This window comes from Nocardia sp. NRRL WC-3656 (genome assembly GCF_000720265.1).
Lineage (GTDB): Bacteria > Actinomycetota > Actinomycetes > Mycobacteriales > Mycobacteriaceae > Nocardia > Nocardia nova.
The window spans coordinates 580192-600599 of sequence record NZ_JOJF01000001.1 but is presented as its reverse complement, the minus strand read 5'-3'; the positions used below and the strand labels follow the sequence as shown (position 1 = coordinate 600599).

Annotated in this window: 23 protein-coding genes; 9 read left to right on the top strand and 14 right to left on the bottom strand. The window is 68.9% G+C overall.

The window, feature by feature from the left end:
- Positions 1-145: 145 nt before the first annotated feature.
- Positions 146-550, bottom strand: coding sequence for a hypothetical protein (locus IG65_RS0102955; RefSeq protein ID WP_030513250.1), 405 nt, complete (start codon positions 548-550; stop codon positions 146-148).
- 343 nt (positions 551-893) lie between these two features.
- Here IG65_RS0102955 and IG65_RS0102950 point away from each other — a divergent pair, with 343 nt between their 5' ends.
- The 3 genes from IG65_RS0102950 (at position 894) to IG65_RS0102940 (ending at position 3280) form a co-directional block, all read left to right on the top strand.
- Positions 894-1877, top strand: coding sequence for a helix-turn-helix transcriptional regulator (locus IG65_RS0102950; RefSeq protein ID WP_231509022.1), 984 nt, complete (start codon positions 894-896; stop codon positions 1875-1877).
- Positions 1878-1921: 44 nt separating this feature from the next.
- Positions 1922-2746, top strand: a complete 825-nt coding sequence (locus IG65_RS0102945; protein ID WP_030513248.1) for an SAM-dependent methyltransferase — start codon at positions 1922-1924, stop codon at positions 2744-2746.
- A gap of 141 nt (positions 2747-2887) precedes the next feature.
- Complete coding sequence (locus IG65_RS0102940; protein WP_030513247.1) at positions 2888-3280, top strand: hypothetical protein; 393 nt, start codon at positions 2888-2890, stop codon at positions 3278-3280.
- Positions 3281-3358: 78 nt separating this feature from the next.
- Here IG65_RS0102940 and IG65_RS0102935 read toward each other — a convergent pair whose 3' ends face one another.
- Together IG65_RS0102935 and IG65_RS0102930 are read right to left on the bottom strand one after the other, a co-directional pair.
- Positions 3359-3718 (bottom strand): hypothetical protein, encoded by a 360-nt coding sequence (locus IG65_RS0102935; RefSeq protein WP_030513246.1) that lies wholly within the window; start codon positions 3716-3718, stop codon positions 3359-3361.
- Positions 3719-3796: 78 nt separating this feature from the next.
- Positions 3797-4873, bottom strand: a complete 1077-nt coding sequence (locus tag IG65_RS0102930; RefSeq protein WP_197039766.1) for a phosphatase PAP2 family protein — start codon at positions 4871-4873, stop codon at positions 3797-3799.
- 104 nt (positions 4874-4977) lie between these two features.
- On the opposite strand from IG65_RS0102930, the gene IG65_RS0102925 reads away from it, so the two are divergent.
- Positions 4978-5679, top strand: a complete 702-nt coding sequence (locus IG65_RS0102925; RefSeq protein ID WP_197039765.1) for a TetR/AcrR family transcriptional regulator — start codon at positions 4978-4980, stop codon at positions 5677-5679.
- Positions 5680-5691: 12 nt separating this feature from the next.
- Here the strand turns inward: IG65_RS0102925 and IG65_RS35665 are convergent, their stop codons facing one another.
- Positions 5692-6123 carry a hypothetical protein gene (locus IG65_RS35665; protein WP_030513243.1) on the bottom strand — a complete coding sequence of 144 codons (432 nt, stop codon included), beginning with the start codon at positions 6121-6123 and terminating at the stop codon, positions 5692-5694.
- A 181-nt stretch (positions 6124-6304) separates the two neighbouring features.
- Here IG65_RS35665 and IG65_RS0102915 point away from each other — a divergent pair, with 181 nt between their 5' ends.
- Complete coding sequence (locus tag IG65_RS0102915; RefSeq protein ID WP_030513242.1) at positions 6305-7828, top strand: MFS transporter; 1524 nt, start codon at positions 6305-6307, stop codon at positions 7826-7828.
- 20 nt (positions 7829-7848) lie between these two features.
- On the opposite strand, the gene IG65_RS0102910 is transcribed toward IG65_RS0102915, so the two are convergent.
- From IG65_RS0102910 to IG65_RS0102900, 3 genes are read right to left on the bottom strand one after another with little or no spacing between them, the layout of a single operon-like run.
- The gene (locus tag IG65_RS0102910; protein WP_197039777.1) at positions 7849-8073 is read right to left on the bottom strand and encodes a CDGSH iron-sulfur domain-containing protein; all 225 of its coding nucleotides are present in this window, start codon (positions 8071-8073) and stop codon (positions 7849-7851) included.
- Entirely contained in the window at positions 8063-8713 is a 651-nt protein-coding gene (locus IG65_RS0102905; RefSeq protein WP_030513240.1) for a HemK2/MTQ2 family protein methyltransferase, read from the bottom strand. Before IG65_RS0102905 ends, IG65_RS0102910 begins: the two co-directional genes overlap by 11 nt.
- 27 nt (positions 8714-8740) lie before the next feature.
- Complete coding sequence (locus tag IG65_RS0102900) at positions 8741-9751, bottom strand: iron-containing redox enzyme family protein (RefSeq protein ID WP_030513239.1); 1011 nt, start codon at positions 9749-9751, stop codon at positions 8741-8743.
- Between the two features lie 205 nt (positions 9752-9956).
- On the opposite strand from IG65_RS0102900, the gene IG65_RS0102895 reads away from it, so the two are divergent.
- From IG65_RS0102895 to IG65_RS0102880, 4 genes are all read left to right on the top strand, one after another.
- The gene (locus tag IG65_RS0102895) at positions 9957-10601 is read left to right on the top strand and encodes a flavodoxin family protein (protein WP_051755157.1); all 645 of its coding nucleotides are present in this window, start codon (positions 9957-9959) and stop codon (positions 10599-10601) included.
- A 499-nt stretch (positions 10602-11100) separates the two neighbouring features.
- Positions 11101-11364, top strand: coding sequence for a hypothetical protein (locus IG65_RS0102890; RefSeq protein ID WP_030513237.1), 264 nt, complete (start codon positions 11101-11103; stop codon positions 11362-11364).
- Positions 11365-11395: 31 nt separating this feature from the next.
- Positions 11396-11953 carry a type 1 glutamine amidotransferase domain-containing protein gene (locus tag IG65_RS0102885; RefSeq protein WP_030513236.1) on the top strand — a complete coding sequence of 186 codons (558 nt, stop codon included), beginning with the start codon at positions 11396-11398 and terminating at the stop codon, positions 11951-11953.
- Between the two features lie 16 nt (positions 11954-11969).
- Positions 11970-12596: a UdgX family uracil-DNA binding protein gene (locus IG65_RS0102880; protein ID WP_030513235.1), complete on the top strand. Its 627-nt coding sequence runs from the start codon at positions 11970-11972 to the stop codon at positions 12594-12596.
- Positions 12597-12695: 99 nt separating this feature from the next.
- Here the strand turns inward: IG65_RS0102880 and IG65_RS0102875 are convergent, their stop codons facing one another.
- The 7 genes from IG65_RS0102875 to IG65_RS0102845 form a co-directional block, all read right to left on the bottom strand.
- Positions 12696-13841, bottom strand: a complete 1146-nt coding sequence (locus IG65_RS0102875; protein ID WP_030513234.1) for an acyl-CoA dehydrogenase family protein — start codon at positions 13839-13841, stop codon at positions 12696-12698.
- 152 nt (positions 13842-13993) lie between these two features.
- Positions 13994-14950 carry a lysophospholipid acyltransferase family protein gene (locus tag IG65_RS0102870; protein ID WP_231509021.1) on the bottom strand — a complete coding sequence of 319 codons (957 nt, stop codon included), beginning with the start codon at positions 14948-14950 and terminating at the stop codon, positions 13994-13996.
- Between the two features lie 94 nt (positions 14951-15044).
- On the bottom strand, positions 15045-16646 hold the full coding sequence (hflX, locus tag IG65_RS0102865; protein WP_036522767.1) for a GTPase HflX: 1602 nt from the start codon (positions 16644-16646) through the stop codon (positions 15045-15047).
- 93 nt (positions 16647-16739) lie between these two features.
- A complete protein-coding gene (gene dapF / locus IG65_RS0102860) occupies positions 16740-17621 on the bottom strand; it encodes a diaminopimelate epimerase (RefSeq protein ID WP_030513231.1) in 882 nt (293 codons plus the stop codon).
- A gap of 66 nt (positions 17622-17687) precedes the next feature.
- A complete protein-coding gene (locus IG65_RS0102855) occupies positions 17688-18485 on the bottom strand; it encodes an RNA methyltransferase (RefSeq protein ID WP_231509020.1) in 798 nt (265 codons plus the stop codon).
- A 44-nt stretch (positions 18486-18529) separates the two neighbouring features.
- Complete coding sequence (gene miaA / locus IG65_RS0102850; protein ID WP_030513229.1) at positions 18530-19453, bottom strand: tRNA (adenosine(37)-N6)-dimethylallyltransferase MiaA; 924 nt, start codon at positions 19451-19453, stop codon at positions 18530-18532.
- Complete coding sequence (locus tag IG65_RS0102845) at positions 19450-20211, bottom strand: hypothetical protein (RefSeq protein WP_030513228.1); 762 nt, start codon at positions 20209-20211, stop codon at positions 19450-19452. Before IG65_RS0102845 ends, miaA begins: the two co-directional genes overlap by 4 nt.
- Positions 20212-20408: the final 197 nt, after the last annotated feature.

Sequence of the window (20408 nt, the reverse complement as noted above, 5' to 3'; positions counted from 1 at the left end):
AAACGCATCGCCCAACTCACCGGCTTCGACCCCACCCAAGCCAGCGGACTCTGGTACCTCCGCTCCGCACTCGTCGCCCGCACCTACACCACCGCATGAGGCCCAACCACCGGAAAAGGCATCGGTCGCCGCACCGCAGCGGCGGTCAGTGGGCAGGGTGTCTGCGTATTTCGGCGACGTAGGCGCGGGAGACGGTGCAGGTCAGCAGATCCAGCATGTCGACCAGGAAGCTGCGATCGGCCACCGGATCGGTGGTTCCTTTACCACCGGCCGGATCGATGCGATCAAGGGTCAGTTTCACCCCGTCGTGAATCGCGTGCTGCACGATATCGATCGGTACGCCGTCGCGCGCCCACACCGCCGCGGCGTGTTCGAGTCGCCGCAGCGCCCGCGCCGCGCCGGTGGGCGCATCGCCGAGCAGGATGAGTGCCAGTTCGAATCCCATTCGCATGACTATCGCGGGATCGGAATGCGTTGCACTCCCGGCATTTCCGGAATCGAATCCATCGCCCTCCGCGGATTCCGCATCCCAGGAGTCGTAGGCCGGCATCGCGCTCCTTCCGTGCGCCCGATCCCCATCGCACTGACGAAGGTAACGGTGACGCGCGGTGATTACGAGCAGTCGGCGCGGGTTGGCCCAAACATCCGAACCACAGGGGTCCGCGGTTGTGAGATCTCCCAATCATCGGCGGAATTCGGGTCATCCGTCCGCAATTCGGACGGCCCGGTCCGGCATACGAGAACCGTCGGCCCATTCCGGCAGATCCGCGGGTATTCGCGACTCCGGCCGCGCTCGGCTGTCGCCGAAACCGTGATAGCCTGAACGTGATACATGCTAGCGTGATTATCACGCGAAGGAAAGCGATTGGGGCGGAAGAGATTTCGTCGGACGTATGATCATCACGCAGCAGTGCTTCGTTTCGTCGACCTCCCGGGCCGCGCGCCGCGCCGATACGCTGGCACCCATGGGAGCCCGATTACGTACCGCGCGAAAATTGCTGCTGGGCCGCGAGATCGACCATATGATCAGCGCCGCGGGGGTGAATCAGGCGGAGGCCGCGCGGATCATCGACACCAGCCAGAGCCGGATCGCGATGTTGATCAACGGCGCCAGCTCGATCACCGTGGGCGATCTCGAACGCCTCGCGGTCGCATTGGGTTTCACCGACCCCGGGTATCTCGACAGCCTCGAGGCGTTACGCCGGGACAACCACAAACGCGGTTTCTGGAACACCGGGCACCGCCGCGCCTACCTCGAGGAATTGCGTCTGCTGGTGGACCTCGAGGCCCACGCCAGTCTGCTGCGGGTCACCGAGGCCGAGATCGTGCCCGGACTGATCCAATGCGAGTCCTATATCCGGGCCCTGCACGAACCCCCGCACGACGGGCAGACCGCGTCCGCCGATCCCTGTGCGGTCACCGTGGAGGATTCCGTACGCGCGCGGCTGGCCCGCCAGGACGTCCTCACCGGTCCCGCCGCACCGCGTTTCCACGCCGTGCTCTCGGAATCGTGCCTGCGCCGCGAATACGGCGGCCGCGCGGTGATGGCCGAACAACTGGAATACCTGCTCGAACTGTCGCATCGGCCCAACATCATCCTGCAGGTGCTGCCGTTCACCGTCCCCACCCGCGGCGCGGGGATGGAGGACCGCTTCACGCTGGTGCGGGTCCCCTCCCCCGGCGCGGCGGGCGACCTGGACATGGCGATCGTGGAGAGCCAGGGCGACATTCGCTATATCGACGACAAGCCCGCGGTACGCGCCCGGGAGACCGTCTGGGACCGATTATCCGCGGCCGCAGCGGATCCCGATCGGTCGCGAGCGTTCATCGACCGGATCGCGCGTTCGTTCCGACGCGAGAGCGTCACCGGGACGTGACCCACCGTCCGTAATCTGCAAAGCCTAAGGAGTGCCGGGCAGCTATGAGCGACAACGACTTTCCCTCACGCGACATCGACACGAGCCGGCCCTCGGCGGCGCGCATGTACCACTACTATCTGTCGGGACAGGCGCTGTTCGACGTCGACAAGGTCTTCGGTGAGCGGGTGTTCGCGCTGTTCCCCCACGCCGATGCCTGGGCGCGGCACAATCGCGAATTCCTGCGCCGCGCAGTCGATTTCATGGCCACACTCGGAATCCGGCAGTTCCTCGACATCGGCGCCGGCCTGCCGACGGCGGGCAACACCCACGAGATCGCACGGGCCCACGAGCCGCGGACCCGGGTCGTGTACGTGGACAACAACACCGAGGCGGTGGCGCGCTGGCTCGATCTGCTGCGCCGTACCGACGCTCTCGCCACCACCGCGGTCATCGATGCCGATCTGCGATGTCCCGACGATATTTTCGACCATCCCGAGACCCGGCGCCTCATCGATCCGGATCAGCCCCTCGGATTGCTCATCGTCGGCGTCTGGCCGTTCGTGCCGGACAGCGACCGCCCGTACCGGCTGATGGCCCAGCTGCGAGATCGGCTCCCGCGCGGCAGCTGTGTGGCGATGAGCCATGCCGGTCTCGACGACGCGTCCGAGGATGTCAGACGCGGAATGGCCGCGGCGGCAGAGCTCTACAAGCAGACCTCGGATCCGTTGACCCTGCGCCGCCGTGACGATTTCGCCGCCTTCTACGACGGCCTCGAACTCCTGAATCCCGGGATCGTGCACGCCCCCGATTGGCGGCCCTCTGCACCGGTGGACATAGCGGATCCGGCACGGCCGTGTAATTTCGCGGCCGTCGGCTACAAGCCTTAGCCGGCACGGTCGGCGCGGCGGTCCGCGCATCGGTGCGCCGGCAGCTTTACTCCGTAGAAAGGGCATCCGATGACGCGGCCACCGACCTTCACCGTAGGTGAATTCCGAAAAGCCTCAGCCAGTTCCCCGCACCAGAACTGCGTGCGCGTCGCACGCAAACACGGATGGACCGCCGTCTGGGACGACAAGTGCGCTACTGCCGCCACCACCGCCGCCACGGCCGTGGGCAGCACCGAGATGCTGCTGGTCACCGACGAACAGTTCGACAACTACCAGGCGGGTATCCGCGCGGGGCGCACCGAGCGATTACCGATCACGCAGTTGCGGCGCCCCGACGGACGCTATGTGCTGCGCACCGAAACCAGCCGTCGCGCAACGGATGTGGAGCTCGTCTTCGATCGAGCCGAGCTCGACGCCTTCCACCACGGTGTACGGACCCACGAATTCGATCTGCACAGATTCACCGCACCGACGCTCGACGGTGCCGAATACGACACTCGCGCAAGCGGTCTCACGGCTCGAATACCGGCCTAGCGGCTCCCGCACGCCTCCGGTGCCCGCCCGCGCGGGCACCGCTCCCCTCGAAAACTCCTGCGCCGCAGAGTGTCCGGATCAGTCCGAGCCCGCGGCGGTGTTGTCGTCCAGCTGCACCCGTACCCGCACCCGGCCCTTCTCGTCACGCGTCGCCACGGCGTGGCCGCGACGGTCGCCACCGTCCAGATGCAGCGTGATGGGGCCGCCCTCGCCGGTGAAGTTGCGCCACCAGCTCTTGCGATCGGGCATAGCGACGCCGATGAGGATGGAATCGCCGGAACGCCGATAGTTCACCGGTGTGCTGAACGTCTTACCCGACTTTCGCCCGACATAGCTGATCTCGACGAACCCCTTCCGCATCAGCGGGCCGAGAACCGGCGCCTCCGTCAGCGTGAGTACCACCGAATTGAAGCCGCGCACGGCCGATTTGACGTCCACCTGTTGCCTCCTGACTGGCCCGACCGAAAGATGTCACTCTACCGGCGGCCGGTGACATCGCCAGGCGAGCGACGACGTTCAGCCCAGGTCCGGCCCGGACCGGATCTCGGCCCCGAGCGGGTGTCCGGCACGCCGCGGCGATCGGCCGGCCGCCCGGCATCCGGCCGCACCTCGTCCGCCCGCGGAGGCGTCCGCGACCCGGTCGATGGTCCGATCCGGTCCGCGCACGGGCGGCTCCCGCGTCGGCTCCGGCAGGACACCGGCCGGCCCGGCGCCGATTCCGAGTGCCGGCCCGGCGAGCGCGCCCGGTGCGAAGGGGGCGACCACCGCGCGCCGCCGAGCGGGCCACGGCGACGTCGCGCGCACCATCGCCCACCAGACCCGGATGCCGTCCGCGGTCGCGTCGCAGAGGCGCAGATACGGCACGGCGGCGTAACCGGCGGCGAGGATCAGGACCGCACCGGCGGCGCAGTCGAGCAGATAGTGGTTCGCGGTCCCGATCACCACCAGCGTGATGAGAATCGGATAGCCGACACCGGCCCAGCGGGCGAGCGGAGTCCGGCCGAAGCGGTACAGCATCAGCCCGCACCACAGCGCCCAGCCGACGTGCAGGCTCGGCATCGCGGCGAAATCGTTGGTGAGCGAATCCAATCCGCGCGGCGTGCTGGCATCACCCTGCCACCAGCCCACCGAGGCGTGCAGTGCCATCACGTCGATGAAACCGTGGGACTCTTCCAGCAGTCGCGGCGGCGCGGTGGGCAATGCCACGAATCCGATCAGGCCCGCGACGGTCGCGATGCCCAGCTGGGTGCGAGCCGCCCGGTACTGCTCGCGGTGCGCCCACCACATCCAGATCAGGATCGCCGGAGTCACGACGTAGTGCAGCGTGGCGTAGGCGAAGTCGGCCGGAATCGCGATCCAGGCGTGGCCGACGAAGATCCGGTTCAGCCACAGTTCGGGGTCCAGCCACAGCCAGTCCTCGATCCGCAGCAGCGCGTGCGCGTCGTGACGGGCGTGGTCGATACCGCTGCCGAACAGCAGCCGGGCGCCGTCGTAGGCGAAATACACCACGACGACCAGCACCACTTCCCGAAACCAGCCCCCGGCTCGCGCCGGAGCCTGCGCGAGCGGACCCGAGATGGTTGTTGCAGCCACGACCCGACCTCCACGACGAGGGCTGACGTACAACGTACGGTACGTCGTACGTGCATACTACAATGGCGGCGAGACCGGATTTCATCCCGACCGGAGACAGTGCCGTGACATCTGAGCCCGCCCGACGAACCCGAACCGGGGGCGGCCGCCGCCGAGTACCGCGCCATACGCTCAGCGCCGAGGCGATCGTGGACGCCGCGCTGCGCATGCTCGACGACACCGACTGCGAAGGCATCTCCATGCGCGCCCTCGCCGCCGAACTGGACGTCGGCACGATGACGCTCTACACCTACTTCCGCAGCAAGGACGAACTGCTGCAGGCCGCGCGCGATCAGGTGCTCGACAGCTTCCATCCGCCGGACGTCTCCGGCGACTGGGCCGACCGGGTACGGGCGTGCTGCCAGGCGCTGTACCGGCTGCTCGTGGAGCGCCCGGCGGTGCTTCGGGTACTCGCCGTGAAGCCCGACGGCGACGGCGATTTCGCCGATACCGCCACCGCCGCACTGGAATTGGTGCTCTCCCAGTTACGGGCCGCCGGCCTCGGCCGGCAGGAGACCGCGCGCGGATACGTGGTGCTGTTGCAATACACCTTCGGCTCGGCGCTGCGTCATGTGTTCGCCCCGGCGCGCCGCAACGGTGAGAACATCCCCAGCCGCCTGCAGATGCTGGATCCGGTGGCCCATCCGACGATCACCGATCTGATGCCCGAACTGGTGATCACACACGGCAGCGGCGAGGAGCAGTACCTGTTCGGCCTGGATCTCATTCTCGACGGGTTGCGCAAGGCGGCCGCGGCACAGCACTAGTCGGGCGCGGCACTAGTCGATCGACAAGCGCAGGGCCAGGTCGATGATCACCGCCTCACGCGGTGCCACGACGTCGCGGCGAGGTTCGTTCACCCACAGCACCGTCTGGCCGGCGCCGTCGAAGCGGGGCAGCGCCACGCAGCGCCGCGGCCCGACCACCACGACACAGTGCAGACGCAGCAGATGCAGCAGCGCCAGCGGCGGATCGGGGGCGGGTGCGGTGACCACGAAAGCCAGGCGCCGCGACCGCGGATGCCAGAGCACCGGACCGCAGATCGGCAGTGCGCCGATCACCCTGTGCCCCAGTCGGTTCGGCACAGCGATCAGGCCGAATCGGCCACCGGTCACCAGATGCGGCCGGGGACCGATCATCGTGACCGGCAGTCCGCGGCCCGCATACGCCGCGCGCTTGCCCTCCGGGTCGTGGACGTCGGCGAACATCATGAGCCGTGCCCGTTGCCTCGCGCCACCTCACCCGTCTCCCTTGCCGGCCCCTCAGCTCAACAGCCGCGACGTGGCCGGATCAGGGCGGAAATTCCCCGCAATCGGGGACCTTGGTCATCGATCCGGGATTTGTAGGATTGCCGGAAAGTAGCAGGAGCTGCTTCGGCAATCGGGAGGCCCGATGATCGACCGGAACCGGACGGCGACACCCGTACGCGGCCGCTGGGGCATGCTGGCGGTGCTGTGCGCGAGCCTGCTGCTCGTCGCGATGGACGCCACCGTGCTCAACGTCGCGTTGCCCTCGCTGATCGAGGACCTGCAACCGGGGGCGGTCGCCCAGCTGTGGATCGTCGACATCTACGGGTTGGTTCTGGGCGGCCTGCTGATCACCTTCGGCGCGATCGGCGACCGGATCGGCCGCAAGCGGCTGTTCCTGACCGGATTCGCGCTGTTCGGCGTCGCGTCGGTGGTCGCGGCGACCGCACAGGTCACCGGTCAGCTCATCGGCGGCCGCGTGCTCCTGGCGGTGGGCGGCGCGATGGTGATGCCCTCGACGCTCTCGCTGATCCGCAACATCTTCGACGATCCGCACGAACGCACCCGCGCCATCGCGATCTGGGCGGCCATCGCCGGGGTCGGCGCGGCAGTGGGTCCGATCGTGGGTGGCGTCCTGGTCGAACACTTCGGCTGGGCCGCGGCGTTCTGGATCAACGTGCCGGTGGTCGTGCTCACGTTGGCGGCCGGTATCGGTTTGCTGCCCGAATACCGGGCACCGTCGACCACCCCGTTCGACTGGCCGAGTGTGCCGTTGTCGGTGCTCGGTATCGTCGGATTCGTCTGGGGCGTCAAACATCTCGCGCGCGGGGAGGACATCGTGCTGAATGTGTGCGTCCTGCCGGCCGGGCTCGCCATGCTGTTCTGGTTCGCGCGCCGGCAGTTGCGGCTGACCGATCCGCTGCTCGACATCCGGCTGTTCCGGCGACCGGTCTTCCTCGCCGCGGCCCTGGCGACACTGATGGCGATGATCGCGATCGGCGCCGCCCTGTTCCTGATTTCGTTGTGGCTGCAATACATTCACGGCTACTCTCCCGCCGAAGCCGGGATCCGGACGGCGCCGGCCGCGGTCGCGACTCTGGTCGGCTCGCTGACGACGCCGGCGCTGCTTCGCTGGATCGGTGTGCGCGGGGTGATGGTCACCAGCCTGCTCATCCTCGCCGCGGGCTTCGCGGTCCTGGCGATCTCGCCCGAACCCACCAGCTATGCCGTGGTCGCGCTGGTCCTGGTCTGCCTGGGCATCGGTGACGGCATCGCGGTCACCGCCGCCGCGGCGGTTCTGGTTTCCTCGGTGCCGGCCGAACGCGCCGGCCAGGGCGGGGCGGTCGAGGAGACCAGCTACGAACTGGGCAACGGCCTGGGGGTGGCGCTGCTGGGCAGTGTGCACGGCGCGCTGTTCACCCATTACATGAGCGAGGTCCCGCTGACCGGAGCCCAGGGCGAGACGGCCCGCGAATCGGCCGGCGGCGCGATCGCGGTGGCCGGCGACATCGGCGGTGAACTCGGGAGCCGAGTGCACGAGATGGCTTCGACGGCATTCGATTCCGCACTCACGGTCACCTCGTACGCGGCCGCCGGTGTGGTGGCTGCGGTCGCGGTTCTCACCGCGATACTGATCCCGCGGCACACCAGCGTGACACCGCAGCACTGACGCGCGCGCCGAACGCGCGTTCAGCCGCCGCGTTTGCGGCGATGGCGGCGATGGGTGGTATCGCAGAGCGGATAGATCCCGGACCGGCGGCAGGTGCACACCGCGACCACGAACCGATCGCAGCGCACGACGCGGCCGTCGTCGGTCACCAACTCCACCGGCCCCTCGACGAGCGCCGGACCGTCCTTGGTGAGCGTGACCCGCGTGCGGCGGGCCGGGCCGGGGGTGGGCTCGTCATTCTCGATCGGCACGGATCACCACCAACTCCTCTTGCCGTGTTCCCGGTTCGATCAGGCGCTGTTGCTCCAGCCAGTGCGCGCGCCGGTTCAGTACCGGACCGAAGTCGCAGGTTTCCCGCACCACGATCGCGGCCTTGAGCCCGCCGTGGCGCAGTTGACGTACGGTCAGATCCGGATCACACAGCGAGGAATGCACGATCAGCGCGATTCCCTTGGTGCGCAACAGCTCCGGCATCAGCCGGCACAGCGGGTCGAGCAACGCCCGCCCGCGTGGCCCGCCCTCCCAGGCTCGTGCCCGGCCGTGTGCCGGGATCTCCGCGGGGCCCGGCACGTAGGGCGGGTTCGCCAGCACCGCGTCGAAGGTACGCCGGTGCAGCACCCGGCCGAAATCGCCGTGCAGCAATTCCAGCGGCACCCCGTGCAACCTGCTGTTGAGCCACGCCGAGGCCAGCGCGCGGCGCGAGATGTCCACCGCGGTGACCGCGGACGCACCGGCCCGCCCCGCCTCGATCGCCACGGCGCCGGTACCGGTGCACACGTCCACCACCTGGGACCCCTCCGGGATGGCGGCGGCCCCCAGCGCTCTGATCAGCAGTCCGGTATCGGCTGTCGGGGCGTAGACACCCGGTGCGCGGAACAATCTCATGATCGCCGAATACCCGCCTTCCGATGATCAATCCGCGCGATCGCGCGGGATCGCCTCCGGGTCACGAAGTGAGCTGCGCCCGGCCGACCAGCTGTCGAGCATGTGGCGGTCGATGGCGTTCTCCAGCAATGTCGTCGCCTGGATGCCGAAGACCATCGGTGCGATCAACTCGGGCTCGCGGACCGACAGATCCCCGATGACGTCGCGGCGCATCACCTGTTCGTGCACCGCGTCGGCCTCCACGTGTTCGGCGTAGAAGCGCACACACGCCGGATGCGCGTCCAGCCGCCGCAGCGTGTCGACCATGCGGCGCGCCGCGGGTGGCGACCCGATCTCGACGCTCGCGAAGTGGCCGACCAGCTCGCCCCGGAACTGCCGGTGCAGGCCGAACAGCGACATCATGTTCACCAGCGCCAGCATCGGCGCCGGGACGGCATCGAGATAGTGCAGGTAGGTGTCGTCGAGGCCGGCGCCGGCCAGCAGATCGGCGAACAGCTGAGCGTGGACGTCCTCGCCCCGGCCGGCGCCGAACTCGTCGTATTCGACCGCGACCAGCGCGGCCTTCGCCTGACCGCGCAGACGGGGAATCACCCACGCGTAGGGATCGGCCTCCTTGTGGTGGTAGATCGAGCGGTGCGCGAAGTATTCGCATACCTGCCACCACTGGCCCTGTTCGTTCAGGAAGTGCCCGACGCCCGTGCCCTCGACCGGCTCGACGAGCAGATCGTCGAGTTCGCCGTCGAGGTCGTCGCCGCCGGGCACATCGCGTCGCATCGCGGCCAGGAACCGGTCCTCGAGGTGGGCGCGCATGCGCAGCAACGCCGGGTCCCACTCCCAACGCGGGTCGACGGAATCGAATCCGCGGTAATGCAACTCGTAGCACAGGTGCAACGCCAGCTGCAGATCCTCGCCGTACGGGTCGGTGTTCGCGGTGTCGAAATCGACGTGGCAGGCGGTGCCGCTGAGCAGTGCGCACAGACCGGCGGAGAGTTCGCCGCGCGGCTGCGGTAGCGGCGGCGCGCCGGTGTTCGCCGTCACCGGCGCCGGGGTGGGCCGATGCCGGGACGCCGAGAGGTGCCGATGGCCGGATGTTCGGCGCACTTCGGGGTGCGGAATCTCCATAGGCGCCGCATACCCGGTGCTCGTCGCCTTCAATCGGCGCACCGGGGCAGACAGGTTCGAGCGCAGATCGGCGGGTATGCGCGAAACAGAGCATCCCGTCGCCCGTCGAAAGGAGCACCTTGTGAACGACCCGACCGGTTCCCGAGCTCCCGGGGACGACCTCACCGCCATCGCGATCAGTTGCACCCTGAAGAAGTCGCCCGATCGATCGAGCAGCGAGCTGATCGCCGAACAAGTACTGCGCGAACTGTCGAACCACGGCGTCACCGGCAAGACCGTGCGCGCGGTCGACCTGGACATCCGACCCGGCATCACCGCGGATGAGGGTGACGGCGATCAGTGGCCCCACCTGCGCGAACAGATCAGCGCGGCCGACATCGTACTGATCGCGACGCCCACCTGGCTGGGCCACATGTCCTCGGTCGCTCAGCGGGTACTCGAACGCCTCGACGCCGAACTGTCGGTCACCGACGACCAGAACCGGCCCGCCATGGTGGGCAAGGTAGGGATTGCCGCCGTCGTCGGCAACGAGGACGGCGCGCACAAGATCTGCGCCGATACGTTCCAGGCACTCAACGACATCGGCTTCACCGTGCCGGCCCAGGGGTGCACCTACTGGAACGGCGAGGCCATGAGCGGCGTCGACTATCTGGACCTGGACAGCACTCCCGAGGCCGTCGCGACGACCACCGCGGGCATGGCACGCAATGCCGCGCATCTGGCGCGGACCCTGAAGGCCGCGCCCTATCCGGCCTATCCGTCGTAGGGCCCGGGCGGATCGCACCGCGAATCTTCATGCGTTCGAGGAGCCGATATGTACACCGAAAGCGCCGGACCGCGAATACGGGCGAGCGAGACCCCGGTCCCGGAACCGGTTCCGCCACAGCCGGTTCCGGATCCCACGCCCGAACGTCCGATCCCGGCCCCGGAGCCCGATCCGCGGCCGCCGTTCCCGGAGCCCGGTCCCGTTCCGGGCCGTCCGCCCGAACCCGGCCGCCCGATACCGGGACCCGCCCCGGATCCGATCCCCGGCCCTCCGCCGCCGAGCCCCGGCCGACCGGTCCCTCCGGAGCCCGTTCCGGAGCCGCCGCCCGACCCCGGCCGACCGATACCACCGGAGCCCATTCCCGAGCCGCCGCCTGATCCTGGCCGTCCGATCCCCGGCCCGACGCCCGACCCGAACCCGTCCGTACCCGGCCGTGATCCGCGGCCACCGGTTCAGCAGGCCGGTGTTTCACCGGCCCCGCGCCGGGCACCCGCCGGACATGACATCCGATGAGCAGACCCCTGGAACGCATCCGCAGGTCACCGCCGAGGATCTGCGGATGCTGCTGGACGCGGGCAGTCCCGGCACCCGCCTGGTGCTGACCGAAGGCCGGGTCCGGCTCGCCACCGACAGTGGTGAGGACGGAATGGAGTTGATCCGGCGCCCCGAACTGGCCGACCGCATCGGCGACCACCCCGATCAGCACGAACTGGCCGAGCAGGCCGAACTACTCAACACGCTGATTCGCCTGCAGGGCGCCTGAGCGCCCGCGCGAGCCGCGAGAAGGAGACGAGATGAGCCGACCCGAGCGAGAGCCCACCGTCCTGGTGGTCACCTCACAGACCGGTGTGGAACGCGACGAGCTGCTGAAGCCGCTGAAGCAGTTGCGCGCCAACGGAATTCACGTCACCCACGCCGCCCCGTCCACCGATGCGGTGCAGACCTTCGTGCACGACACCGAAGCCGACACCACCGTCGACCCCGACACCGATCTGGCCTCGGTGTCGGTGAGCGATTTCGACGCGCTGGTGGTGCCCGGTGGCACCGTCAACGCCGACAAGTTGCGCACCACCAAGGAGGCCGTCGACTTGGCGCGCGGATTCGCCGACGCCGGAAAGACGATCGCCGCGATCTGCCACGGCCCGTGGCTGCTGGTGGAGGCCGATCTGATCCGCGGCAAGACCATGACCTCGTATCCGTCGCTGCAGACCGATGTGCGCAACGCGGGCGGTCAGTGGGTCGACGAGCAGGTGGTCCGGACGCAGGACGGCTGGACGCTGATCACCTCCCGCAATCCGCGCGATCTGGACGCGTTCTGTTCGGCGATCGAGACCGAAATGGGCGCGAAGTGACGGTGACGGCACGATCATGGTGAAAGCCCCGGGTGCGGCGGAATTCGTGCCGGACACCATGGATCTCGCGCGATTGCGCGAGGCCGCGGGCGGATGTCACGGCTGCGATCTGTACCGGCATGCGAGCCGGACCGTCTTCGGCGAGGGCCCGGCGCACGCCCCGATGGTGATGATCGGCGAGCAACCCGGCGACCGTGAGGATTTGGCCGGACACCCGTTCGTCGGCCCTGCCGGGACGCTGCTGAATCGCGCCCTCGCCGATGCCGGAATCGACCGTGACGCGGTGTATCTCACGAACGCGGTGAAGCATTTCAAGTTCACCGAGCGTGGTAAGCGACGCATCCATCAGAAGCCCGGGCGCACCGAGATCGTCGCGTGCACGCCCTGGCTGACCGCCGAACTCGACGCGATCCGCCCGCAGTTGGTGGTCTGCCTGGGTGCGGTGGCCGCCCAGGCCGTCTTCGGTCCCGATTTCCGGATCACCCGCGACCGCGGGCGGCTGATCGCGCACGACGATCACCGTGCGCTGGCCACCATCCATCCGGCCGCCGCGCTGCGCGCTCCCGATCGCGACGAGGCCTACGAAGGGCTGGTCGCCGACCTCACCGAGGCGGCCACCGCACTGTCCGGAACGGGCTCCTAGGAGCGAAAACGCTTGCGGCACACCACGGCCGCCGCCGGTGGTCCGGCGGCGGCCGTTGCTGCCGGAGACGGGCAGCCGAAGTACGTCAGCTCGGCGTCGTCAGCTCAGCTTCAAGGAGCGGCCGATGATCTCCTTCATGATCTCGGTGGTGCCACCGTAGATGGTCTGCACGCGCGCATCCATATACGCCTTGGCGATGGGGTACTCGCGCATGTAGCCGTAACCGCCGTGCAGCTGCAGGCATTTGGTGATCAGGTCGAGCTGTTCCTCGGTGCTCCACCACTTGGCCATCGCGGCATCCTCGGCCGAGAGCGTGCCGACGTTGAGGGCCTCGATGAAGCGGTCGACCAGCACGCGCACCGCGGTGGTCTTGGTGGCCAGCTCGGCCAGGACGAAACGCGTGTTCTGCTGGGCGCCGATCGGTTTGCCGAAGGCCTTGCGGTCGCGCACGTACTGGATGGTGGTCTCCAGGCAGCCTTCCATCGCGGCGGCGGCCATCACGGCGATCGACATCCGCTCCTGCGGCAGGTTCTGCATCAGGTGGATGAAGCCCATGCCCTCGGTGCCGAGCAGGTTTTTGGCCGGAACCCGCACGTCGGTGAAGCTGAGCTCGGCGGTGTCCTGCGCCTTGAGACCGATCTTGTCGAGGTTGCGGCCGCGCTCGAAGCCGGGCATGCCGCGCTCGACGACGAGCAGCGAGAAGCCCATCGCCCCCTTCTCGGGATCGGTCTGCGCGACCACGATCACGATGTCGGAGTTGATGCCGTTGGTGATGAAGGTCTTGGCGCCGTTGATGACCCAGTCGTCGCCGTCCTTCACCGCGCGGGTCTTGATGCCCTGCAGATCCGAACCGGTGCCCGGCTCGGTCATGGCGATGGCGGTGATGATCTCACCGGAGCAGAATCCGGGCAGCCAGCGCTGCTTCTGCTCGTCGTTGGCCAGCTCCAGCAGATACGGCGCAATCACGTCGTTGTGCAGCGAGAAGCCCAGACCCGAGTACTGACCCTTGGTGGTCTCCTCGGTGATCACCGCGTTGTAGCAGAAATCCTTGACGCCGCCGCCGCCGAACTCCTCGGGCACGGCCATGCCGAGGAAACCCTGCTTACCGGCCTCCAGCCACAGCTGGCGATCCACGACGCCCGCCTGCTCCCACTCGGCATGGTGCGGCGCGACGTGCTGATCCAGAAATTTACGGTAGGACTCCCGGAACAGATCGTGTTCGGGCTCGAAAAGGGTGCGCTCCACGCCAACCTCCTAGTGACCACATCGGCAACTCGCCTGCCACATACGGTACCCGGAAGGGGAATCGCGGTTCACTTCAGATCCGAAAAAAGTCGCCCACCTGTGCGAAAAGCTTCAGCAGGTGATCTCTGCGCACCCTGAACGCGGGTAAACCTCTACAGTCCGACAGCGCCGCGGACGCGGCCCCACAGGGTGCGACCGCGATCACGATCGCGCTCGGCCAGCAGAGCGGTGATCTCCTCCTCCAGCGCCTTGCGCACCACCTGCTGCAATTCCTCGGCGGCGGCGTCCAGATCGGTGGCGTCCTGCCACGGCGTGGTCTCGATGGGCGTGCCGATCGAGTAGTAGAACCGTTCGGGCCGGGGCACGACGGTGGGACCGATTCCGCGCATGAGCGGCGGAGTGAGATTGCCGCGGATACCGAGCGCCTCGACGGTCCAGCGCAGCGGGCTCATCACCGGATGATCGCCGTCGAAGACCACGTCGAACACGTCGTCGGCACCGATCATCGCGGTGGGCAGGATCGGTGCGCCGGCCTCGATCGCCATGCGGGCGAAGCCGGTACGCCCCTCCCATTTGAGGTGGTATTTCTCACCCTTGCGGCGCATCGCCTCGCGGCCGCCGCCGGGGAACACGATGACGGCCTCGCCGTTGTCGAGCAGGGTGCGGCAGTTGTCGCGCGAACCGCGCACGCTGCCGATCCGGTGCACGAGCTCACGCACCGGCGGCACCCGCATCAGCACGTTCTCCGCGAGGCCGCGCACCACCCGGCCGGTGCGGTGGTAGATCTCGTGCACCAGCAGCGGCGCGTCCACGCCGCCGAGCAGCGTGTGGTTGCCGACGAGCATGACCGGGCCGGTCTCGGGAATGTTGTCCAGCCCGTGGAAAACCGGACTGTTCCACAGCCGCACCGGCGTCGACAGCGCGTCGAAAACGCGAAGATCGATGGCGGGCACCGTCATTCGCAACGGTGCGCCGTCACTGAGCGTGGCGGGAACGCTCGGCTTCGCGCCGGCGCTCGGCCGTACGGAAGCGTCCGGCGACGCGGACTGCCCCGGTGTTGCCGACGAGCGCTCGGCGGTGGATTCGACAGGCATGGAATCGACAGGCATGACATCGTTCCCGGACATTTGCACCCTCCCTGCAGCCGTTCGGTGACGACGCGATTCTACCGAAAACGACTGTGGCACACAGACTACGAAAGCTTCAGTGCGAAGGCCCCGCTGCTTCCGCACTGCCGATGGTGCCCGCGTGCGCGTACTGCGACAGGGTCGGTGCGAGCGCCCGGGGAACCCGGGCCCGCACCCGCGTACCACCCTCCTCGTGCGAGGAACTGATGATGCGGCCGTCGGAGTGGATGCGCGCGAGCAGATCACCACGAGTGTACGGGAGCAGCACACTCACCTCGACATCGAGCCCGCCGAGGATCTCCGCCAGCCGTTCGCGCAACTGGTCGATGCCGCGTCCGCTGCGGGCCGAGACGAACACCGCGCCCGGCAGCTGCGCCCGCAGATGCGCCAGCTGCGTCGCGTCCAACGCGTCGATCTTGTTCACCACCAGCAACTCCGGCGGCCCGGACCCCTCGCCCTGCTCGCGCAGCACATCGGTGATCACCTCGCGCACGGCCTTGATCTGCTGATCGGGCAATGCGTCGGAACCGTCGACCACGTGCAGCAGCAGATCGGCGCCGGTGACCTCCTCGAGGGTGGACCGGAACGCCTCCACCAGCTGGGTCGGCAGATGCCGGACGAATCCGACGGTGTCGGTGAAGACGACCTCGCGGCCGTCGTCGAGCGCGGCCCGGCGAGTCGTCGGATCCAGGGTGGCGAACAGCGCGTCCTGCACCAGGATGCCCGCGCCGGTCAGGGCGTTCATCAGGCTGGATTTCCCGGCGTTGGTGTAGCCGACGATCGCCACCGCCGGAATGCCGCTGGAGGTGCGCCGCGACCGCTTGGTGTCACGGGCGGTCTTCATCTCCTTGATCTCGCGGCGCAACTTGGCCATCCGCTCGCGGATCCGGCGGCGATCGGTTTCAATCTTGGTCTCACCGGGGCCACGGGTACCCACACCGCCGCCCGCACCACCGGCGCGGCCACCGGCCTGCCGCGACATCGATTCACCCCAGCCGCGCAGTCGCGGCAGCATGTACTCCATCTGTGCCAGCGACACCTGCGCCTTACCCTCGCGGGAGGTGGCGTGCTGGGCGAAGATGTCCAGAATCAGCGCGGTGCGGTCGATGACCTTCACCTTGACGACCTTCTCCAGCGCGTTCAGCTGCGCGGGGGTCAGCTCACCGTCGCAGATCACCGTGTCGGCGCCGGTCCCGAGCACCACCGACCGCAATTCGTCGGCCTTACCCGAGCCGATGTAGGTGGCCGGATCGGGCTTGTCGCGGCGCTGGATCAGCGCGTCGAGCACCTGGGAGCCGGCGGTTTCGGCGAGCGCGGCCAATTCGGCCATGCTGGCGTCGGCCTGCGCGGCGTTGCCCTCGGTCCACACGCCGACCAGCACGACTCGCTCCAGTCGCAGCTGCCGGTACTCGACCTCGGTGACGTCGGTGAGCTCGGTGGACAGCCCCGCGACACGGCGCAGCGCGCTGCGTTCGTCGAGTTGCAGTTCACCGACCGTGGGCGCGGCCGCCCAGCCGTTGCCGGAGTAGCCGCTGCCGTCGTCCTCGTCGGCGTCGTAATCGGTCACGCCGGTATCGGCGTCGTCATCGCCGATGCTGTAGTCCTGGTCCGCGTAGCCGTCCGTCTCCGAGTCGAGCTGCTCGATCGGGGTGAACTCGTACGTTTGTGATTTCCTCATACACCTCCATGGTCCCACGCCATAACCACCGGGCGCACTCGGATATTTCCGCTGACGCCGGGAGCGGCCCCGGTACAGCGCAGCTCACACGGATCAGGCACCGGCCCACCACTCACCGGCGAGGTGTCCGGAACCGACCAGCACCGAGGGGCCGCGCAACCACGCCTGCCCGTGATCGATGCCCACGGTGACGGCGCCGCCGGGCACCCGGACTTTTACCTGCGCCGAATCCGCCGCCGGATCGATGCCCGCACTCGTCAGTGCCGCGGCCGCGGCGGCGACCGTGCCGGTGCCGCAGGAGCGGGTTTCGCCGACACCGCGTTCGTAGACCCGCATATCGACCGCGCCGTCCTCGCCGAGCGCGGTCAGGATCTCCACGTTCACACCGTGCGGGAACAACTCCGGATCGAAACCGGGTGGCACGGTGAGGTCGAGCGCGGCCAATCCGTCGGCGGTGAGCCCGGGATCGACACAGGCCAGATGCGGATTGCCCACGTCGACCCCGACTCCGGGCAACGCGCTGCCGGCGACCGTGGCGGTGGAATCACCGAGCATCCGCACGCGGCCCATACCGACGGTGACCTCGCCGTGCACCTCGTCGAAGGAATGCACGACCACCGAGCGCGCGCCCGCCCGCGTGCCGACCACGAATTCGGTATCCCGCTGCATTCCGGTGGCGAGCAGATAGTGGGCGAACACGCGCACGCCGTTGCCACACATCTCCGCGATCGACCCGTCGGCGTTGCGATAGTCCATGAACCAGTCCGCCGCGGCCACACCGTCGGGCAGTTCGGCCAGCTCGCCGCGCTCCACCAGCGCCCCCGCCCGGGCGACGCGCAGCACACCGTCGGCGCCGATACCCTGGCGCCGGTCACACAGCACGGCGACGGTGTCGGGGGCCAGGCGCAGGCGGGCGTCGGCGTCGGGCAGCACCACGAAATCGTTCTGGGTCCCGTGGCCCTTGCCGAATTCGATATCGGCCGCGCCGGACACCGTCTGCACCTGCTCGCTCATCGACGTCGTTCCTCCACCCGTCCCGCACTATTCACCGGCCGCGCCGGCGTTCACCTTCGATACCGACACCCGGCGCTGCCGGGATATTTCGTACAGCACGACCGATACGGCGCAGGGGGTGACCGGCATCGCACCCGCCGGAATCCGCACCATCTCGTCGCATGCGTCGCGCCACCGCGCGTCGAGCTCGCCCTCGTCGGCGAGCACCATGATCGTCGCATCCGCGAAGGTGTGCGCATCGACCGGCTCGTCGGCGGGGTCCGCACCGACACCGACCAGCCGGGCCGGGACTCCCGCGCCCGCACGCAGTTCGGCGACGGCAGCCGGGCCGGGCACTCGCACCACCGGCACCGCGAACAACGCGCCGGCCGAGGCGCGCACACACCGCGGGTCGTATTCGTCCGCGCCGGAACCGCTGATCACCACCGCGGCGGCGCCGAAGGCGTGCGCGGTGCGCAGCACACTGCCCAGCCGCAGCGCGGAGGCCGGTCTATCGATCACGACCACCGGACGTGCCGGATCGAGGCGGACCTCCGAGCCGTCCCGGCTGCGGGTGTGCGCCAGCGCCACCAGTTCCGGTGTGCCGGTATCGGGTTCGGCGAGTTCGTCGAGGGCGTCACCGACCAGTCCGATCGCCGGCACCGCGTCGTTGGCGAGCACCTCGCGCGCCCACGCCGGCAGCGGGGCGCCGAGGCGGTACAGCACCGCCTCCAGCGGCCAGCCGTTCGCCACCGCCGCGGTGATCGGTTCGCGGCCGTGGACGAGAAAGCGGCCGTCGCGCCGGCGGCGGGCGCGGTTGCCGAGATAGGCTCGCCACTCCCCCACGGAGGCATTACGGATCGTCGATGGGCGGGTGGTCGATGGGCGGGTCACTGCCGAATCGATTCCTGTTCGTCGAGCACATGGGCCAGTACCGCATCCGCCAGGCGCGGATCGGCGCCGTCGACCCAGTGCACGCGCGGGTCACGGCGGAACCACGAGCGTTGCCGGCGCACGTAGCGGCGGGTGCCGATCAGCGTGCGCTCACGCGCATGGCTCAGGTCGTATTCGTTGCCGAGATGAGCCAGGACTTGTGCGTAACCGATCGCCCGGCGTGCCGTCTGGCCCCGGCGCAGGCCGCGGCCGATCAATTCGCGCACCTCGTCGACGAGACCCTGCGCGAACATCGTCTCGGTGCGGGTCTCGATGCGCGCGTCGAGTTCGGCGGTCTCGCGGTCGACCCCGATGATCGTGGTATTCCATCGGGGCGTGCCGCGTTGCGGCTGCGAGGCGGCGAACGGACGGCCGGTGAGTTCGACGACCTCGAGCGCCCGGACGATCCGCCGCCCGTCGGTGGGCAGAATGGTCTGCGCCGCAACGGGATCGGCCGCGCGCAGGGCGGCATGGACGGCGGCGACCCCGTCGCGTTCGAGGACCGCCTCCCACTTCTCGCGGACGCGGGTGTCGGTGGCCGGGAATTCCCACTCGTCCAGCAGCGCCTGGACGTACATCATCGACCCGCCCACGATGACCGGCACCCGGCCGCGCGCGAGAATGTCCTCGACGTCGGCGGAGGCCGCGGCCTGATACGCGGCGACGGTGGCCGTTTCGGTCACCTCCAGCACGTCGAGCTGGTGGTGCGGAATGCCGCGGCGCTGCTGCGGCGGCAGTTTGGCGGTGCCGATATCCATGCCGCGATACAGCTGCATGGCGTCGATATTGACGATCTCCCCGTCCAGGCGAACCGCCAATTCCAGTGCCAGATCCGACTTTCCGGTCGCGGTCGGGCCGATGACGGCGATGGGCGCACTCATCGCGCACCCGCCGGATACCAGACCGACGCGTGGTAGCCCACACCGAAAGGTGCTGCGCGATAGAGGGTTTCGACCTTCGGATCGGCGGTGTCGATACCGAACAGGCCGGCCAGCACCTGAAAGCCGGGACGGCCCGCCACCTCGAGTTCAGCACACAGCCGCGGGTCCAGTGCGCCGAGCGCCGCGCGGTCACCGGCGTCGAGAGCGGCGTCGATCCGCTGTTGTTCGCCCTCGGCACGGGGATCGAGGTATCCGGGCGAGGTGGTGGACAGGGTCGCGGCGCCGTCGGCCACGATCAGCACACCGTGCGCACGCGGGTCGGCGTCCAGCTCGCCGCGCAATCGGGCCCCCAGATCCACGCAGCGGGCGGGCTCGGCGCCGGGATCGACCGGCAGCGCCCGCGCCTCGATGTCCTCGCCGTCCTCGGCCGCGATCCGTCCGCGCAGCCATGCGCCCACCAGCAGTGCGGTCGGCCAGTCGAATCGCGGCTCACCGCCGGGGTCCGTCGCCGACAACGCGACCCGGACGTCCGCGCCGAAGCCGCGGAAACTGCCCACGCCGGTCGGCGGCTCGGTGCCCGCGCCGACGATGGTCCAGTGCCGGGCCTGCCGGGCCAGCAGCCGCCCCGCCTCCAGGACGGCCTCGCGCAGTTGCGGTACCTGCGCGGCCGGGTGGGTGGCGTCGGTCAGCGGGGTCGCACCGCCCAGTTCGGGAATCAGCACGAGCGGCGAGGGAATCAGCGCGGCGACACGAAACACCCGTCAACGGTAGCGGCCGCCGGGAAACGGCAGCCGAGGCCGCCGCTCACCCGGGGTGATCGTGTTCCCACCACCCTCAACCGTCACTCGGTCCACGCCACCGTTCGCAAGAGAGGGCAATTCTGTCTATTGGCTGGTTGAATGGGATCTGCTAGGGCGTAACCAGGCAGCCGTGACGCGCGGCAGGGATGAGGAGC